The 4,541-nt window shown below is 74.5% G+C and carries 5 protein-coding genes and 1 pseudogene; 1 reads left to right on the forward strand and 5 read right to left on the reverse strand.

From position 1 onward, the window contains the following. From NH602_RS28305 to NH602_RS28325, 5 genes and pseudogenes are all read right to left on the reverse strand, one after another. Positions 1–533: pseudogene (locus tag NH602_RS28305) on the reverse strand (hypothetical protein); the annotation flags it as partial. 36 nt (positions 534–569) lie between these two features. After that, entirely contained in the window at positions 570–1,889 is a 1,320-nt protein-coding gene (locus NH602_RS28310) for a hypothetical protein (protein ID WP_253069400.1), read from the reverse strand. Positions 1,890–2,075: 186 nt separating this feature from the next. Continuing rightward, positions 2,076–2,459, reverse strand: a complete 384-nt coding sequence (locus NH602_RS28315) for a globin (protein ID WP_073578226.1) — start codon at positions 2,457–2,459, stop codon at positions 2,076–2,078. A 23-nt stretch (positions 2,460–2,482) separates the two neighbouring features. Further along, the gene (locus tag NH602_RS28320) at positions 2,483–3,514 is read right to left on the reverse strand and encodes a mechanosensitive ion channel family protein (protein ID WP_253069401.1); all 1,032 of its coding nucleotides are present in this window, start codon (positions 3,512–3,514) and stop codon (positions 2,483–2,485) included. A 51-nt stretch (positions 3,515–3,565) separates the two neighbouring features. After that, positions 3,566–4,219 (reverse strand): pyridoxamine 5'-phosphate oxidase family protein, encoded by a 654-nt coding sequence (locus NH602_RS28325; RefSeq protein WP_208623055.1) that lies wholly within the window; start codon positions 4,217–4,219, stop codon positions 3,566–3,568. A 68-nt stretch (positions 4,220–4,287) separates the two neighbouring features. On the opposite strand from NH602_RS28325, the gene NH602_RS28330 reads away from it, so the two are divergent. Beyond that, the coding region (locus NH602_RS28330) for a GntR family transcriptional regulator (RefSeq protein WP_253069402.1) at positions 4,288–4,541 on the forward strand (254 nt) is incomplete at its 3' end.

Below are 4,541 nucleotides of genomic sequence, written 5' to 3' on the forward strand. Positions count from 1 at the left end.
GGGCCGGGCGTCGGCGCGGCCGGGATGCCGCCGGTCGCGGGCGGTGTCCCGCCCGGTGTGCCCGGCGCGAACGACGGCGGCGGCGCGAAGCGGTCCGCCGGGGTGTGCAGGGGGTCGAGACCGTCGTCGCCGGGCTCGTCGGGCAGCGGCCCGACGCCCAGCGGGTCGTCGCCGAGGTCGCCGAGATCGGCGTAGTCACCCGCATCCGACGGCGGTTCGGGGGCAGCGGGCCGCGGTCCCGGGGTGGGACGTGGGGCGGGCGCGGGATCCCGTTCGCGGGACACCAGTTCGGTGAACCCGGTCGGGGTCGGCTCGCGCCGGGCGCCGTCGTCCTCGGACGTGGCCTCCGGCTCCGGGGGCTCGCCCGAGCCGGACCGCATGACCAGGTCGACCAGGGAGCCGGGGACCACCGGCACGCGGCCGGTCCGGATCGCCTCGCCGAGCCCGTCGGGGTTCGGTTCGGGGTCCGGCGGGCCGTCGGCACGCCGGGGGGAGCGGTCGTCGGGGCCCGGGTGACCGGGCGCCGACGTCATGCGTTCTGCGGCGGTCGGGTGCACATAACGATTCGATTATCGCGAGCGTCGCCCCGGGCCCGGACCCCGGGTGGCCCCCCGGCCCGTCCTGGTCGTCCCACCTGCGACGTCCGTCCTGGTCCGGGGCTGGTCACGCCCCGTTCCGAGATCACCGAACGGGAGGACCCCGATCGAGGTGAGCGAGATCGGCGGGATGCGGCCGACGGTGGTGCTGTCGGGGTCCTCCTCGGCCGGGCGTTGCCCGGGACCGAGGAGCAGGGCACCGGTGGCGGGCGCGTCCTCGTCCTCGTCGTCGGCGGGATCACCGGCCTCCGAGCCGGCGGGGTCGGCCGACGGCCTGCTGCCGAGCTCCGACACCGAGGCGATCGAACCCTCGTCCGACGACGGCGCCGAGGTCGAAGACGGCAGGGAGACGGGCGGCAGGGAGACGGGCGGCAGGGAGACGGGCGGCAGGGAGACGGGCGCGGGGCCGAACAGGGCGTCGTCGAGGGCGGCCGAGACCGGCTCACGGTCCAGCTCCTCGGCGAGGGTGCGCTGCACCCTTGTCAGCTCGTCCCGGACGTCGTCGCGCAGCGCGGCGAGCCGCTCGACGTCGCGCACGACCGCCGACCGTCGCTCCCCGGCGCCCTGCTCGGCGTCGCGCAGCAGCGCGGCGGCCTCGGCGCGCGCGGTGGACAGCGTCTGCTCGGCGTCGGAGCGGGCGTCGGCGAGGATCCGCTCGGCCTCGGTGCGGACGCCGGACAGCCGGTCGGACACGGTGCGCTCCCGCTCGGCGAGGTCACGGTCGCGGCGGTCGGCGTCGTGCTCACGGTCGTCGAGGGTGCTGCTGCGGGAGGCGAACTCGCGGTCCAGGGTGGCGGCGCGGCCGAGCAGCGCCTCCTCGGTGCGGGAGCGACGGTCCTCGGCCTCGCGGCGAGCGCGTTCCACGATCTCCGCGGCCTCGTCGGCCGCACGATCGCGCAGCTCGGCCGCCTCCTGCTCGGCGGCCTGGAGGACGCGTTCGACGCGGCGGCCGAAGCCGGCCTCCTCGGCGCGGCGCTCCTCACCGGCCCGGGCGGCGGAGTCGTTCTCCAGCTGCTCCTGCAGTCGCCGGACCTGCGCGCGGGCCGCGGACAGCGACTGCTCGGCCGCGTCCGCGCGGCGGATCTCGTCGTGGATGCGGTGGTCGAGCTCGGCCAGCCGGGTGTCGACCTCGCCGCGGTCGTAGCCGCGCAGCACGACGGTGAACCAGGAGCCGTCCTCGCCGTCGTGGCGGTCGGGGTGGGCCCCGGAGTCACCGCCGCGGTGCGTGTGCCGCGACGACCCGTCGACCGGCTCGTGCCGATGCGGACCGGACAGCGAGGGAGAGACGCTCACGATGAACCCCCAAGACGGGTGACTACGAGCCGCCCGACGTGCCGGGGCGGCGTCCCGTCCAACGAGACCGGACGCATTCGGTCACGTTCAGCGCTGGATCAACCCGGAAAGCGCCCGAATGCCACTCGAATGGCCGCCGGACGGGCGGGCCAACGATCACAGTGTGTGGTAATGCCCCTACTCGGGTCAGAACTCCGAGTTCTGCATGCTCGCCGCGGCGTACTGCAGGTAGTTCCACAGCTGCTCGCGGTGCTCCGGAGAGAGGTTCTCCTCGTCGACGGCGATCCGCATGCAGCGCAGCCAGGCGTCGCGCTCGATCGGGCCGATCGTGAACGGCACGTGCCGCATCCTCAGCCGGGGGTGGCCACGCTGGTCGGAGTAGGTGCGCGGACCTCCCCAGTACTGCTCCAGGAACATCCGCAGGCGGTCCTCGGCCGGGCCGAGATCCTCCTCCGGGTACAGCGGCCGCAACACCTCGTCCCGGGCCACCTCCTCGTAGAACCGGTGGACGATCCGGTGGAAGACCGGGGCGCCACCCACCTCGGCGTAGAAGTTCTGCGGTGCACTCACGCCGACCAGTCTCCCAGGAGTCGTCAGTTCTGCTTCTGCGCCTGGCCGTCGAAGGCCGCGCCGGGGTAGACCATCGGCCGCGGGATGCCGTGGTCGTCGAACGCGTCGGTGATCGCGCCGTTGAGTGCGCGCTGCACCGCCCACTGCCGGCCGGGGCTGACCCGCACGGTGATCCGCAGCGTGACGCCCTCCGGGCCGATCTTGTCGACGCCGAGCACCTCGGGGGCCTCCAGCACGTCACCGGCGATGTCGTCCTGGGAGGCGCGCTCGGTGGCGGTGCTCCCGGCCAGCTCGGTGGCCTCCTCGACGTCGGCGTGGTGGGCGATCGGCAGGTCGACCACCGCGACCGCGTAGCCCTGGCTCATGTTGCCCACGCGCAGGATCTCGCCGTTGCGGACGTACCAGACGGTGCCCTTGATGTCGCGGATCGTGGTGATCCGCAGGCCGACCGCCTCGACGGTGCCGACGGCCTCCCCGACGTCGACGACGTCGCCGACGCCGTACTGGTCCTCCAGCAGCATGAACATGCCGGACAGGAAGTCGCGCACCAGGTTCTGCGCACCGAAACCGATGGCGAGCCCGATCACCCCGGCACCGGCCAGCAACGGGCCCAGCGGGTAGCCGAGCTCGTTCATCACCATCATCACCGCGACGAGCAGCACGACCGCCGAGACGATCGAGCGCAGCACCGAGCCGATCGTGCGTGCCCGCTGCGCCCGTCGCTGCGTACCCGGGTCCGCCGCCGGCGCGACGGCGGCGCCGCCACCCGGACGCAGCCGGCGGGCCCGGCCCACCAGCGCGGTGAACCGGCCGTTGGTCGCGCCGTCGACCATCCGCGCGATCGCCCGGTGCGCCAGCCACCGGAACAGCACCGCGACCACGACGATCACGGTGATCGCCACGGTCCTGCTGACCAGGGTGTCCGCGTGCTGGGCCAGGAAGTCGTTACTGGTCCAGCGGTAGAGCGTGGCGCACCACGAACCGGCGTCCTGCACGCAGTCCGGCATCAGCGTCACGTTCTGCAGGGGTACGTCGGGCAGCACGACGGGGGTCACGAGTCCTCCTCGGGGGGCGGTGAGGGCTGCGTCGGAACCCCCGAGGCTACGTCACCCGCCGGTGTGACGACGGTCGCGCACGTGGTCCGGAACCGACCGGTGTCGTTGCAGGTCAGGGGCGGTCTCCGGAGGCCCGGCGACGGTCCGCAGCGGCACCACGCCGGCCCATGCGAGACCGGCGGCGACGTCGGCCTCGTCGTCGGACGGCGGCCCGGAGCGGCTCTTCACGCTGGCCTCGGTCAGGTCGAGCGCGAACACCGCGGTGGCGGCCAGCTCCCGGCGGTCCGGGCGGCGGGCGTGGTCCCATGCGCCCGGGGTGAGGTGCTCGACGATCACCCGCAGCGCGTGCAGACGCTCGTCGTCGCCGGTGACGCGGCGGGCGTCGCCGTGCACGACCGCGCTGCGGTAGTTCATCGAGAAGTGCATGAGCGCGCGGGCGTGCACGATGCCGTCGAGGTGGGTCACGGTCACGCAGCAGGGCAGCGTGTCGCCGGTCAGGTAGCGGGCCCCGGACGAGCCGTGCAGGTAGAGCGTGTCGCCGTCGCGGCCGTAGGCGGTCGGGAGGACGACGGGTGCGTCGTCGCGGACGAAGCCCAGGTGGGCGACGAGGCCGTCGTCGAGGACCGCGTGCAGGTCGGACCGGTCGACGGCGGCCCGGTCGCGCTTGCGGCCCAGCGTGCTGCGGGTGGTGGGGGAGAGCGTCACCAGCCGAGGATGGCTCTCGACAGTGGCATCCTGGAACGGCCACTTCCGGTCGCGGACGAAAGGCCACTGTGCAGGATCTCCCGATCGTCCTCGACCGCGCCGCGGCGACCCCGCTGGCGGTCCAGCTCGCCGACGGTCTCCGCGCCGCGGCCGTGGGCGGGGCACTGCGCCCCGGCGACCGGCTGCCGTCGACCCGGGGGCTCGCGACGACGCTGCGGGTGAGCCGGACGGTCACCGCCGCCGCCTACGACCAACTGCTCGCCGAGGGCTGGGTCGCCGGCCGGGTCGGCGCGGGGACGTTCGTGACCGCGGTCCCCGGGCC

This window comes from Pseudonocardia sp. McavD-2-B, from assembly GCF_024124365.1.
In the GTDB taxonomy this organism is placed as follows: domain Bacteria; phylum Actinomycetota; class Actinomycetes; order Mycobacteriales; family Pseudonocardiaceae; genus Pseudonocardia; species Pseudonocardia alni.